The 252-nt window shown below is 28.6% G+C and carries 1 protein-coding gene; it reads left to right on the top strand.

Annotation, left to right across the window (positions count from 1 at the left end; genetic code table 11):
* On the top strand, positions 1-252 hold a 252-nt coding region (locus ACRHNM_RS17485), incomplete at both ends, for a polysaccharide biosynthesis C-terminal domain-containing protein (RefSeq protein WP_431137921.1).

Below are 252 nucleotides of genomic sequence, written 5' to 3'. Positions count from 1 at the left end.
ACGATTTGGAATGTATATTTCAATTATAGGAGCTATTATTACTATTGCACTGAATATAATGTTATTACCTAAATATGGTTTTGTAGCCGCAGCATGGACTACGCTTGTAGCTTATTTTATAATGATGATTATGTCTTATGTATTAGGGCAAAAACATTATAAAGTGCCTTATCAAGTTTCAAGAATTTTAGGTTATATAGGATTGGCTATAGTACTATCTTATATTTCTTTTAAACATCTAAGAGGTAACTA

Source organism: Psychroserpens mesophilus, assembly GCF_050617655.1.
Taxonomy (GTDB): Bacteria; Bacteroidota; Bacteroidia; order Flavobacteriales; family Flavobacteriaceae; genus Psychroserpens; species Psychroserpens mesophilus_A.
This window is presented reverse-complemented; position numbering and strand designations above follow the sequence as displayed.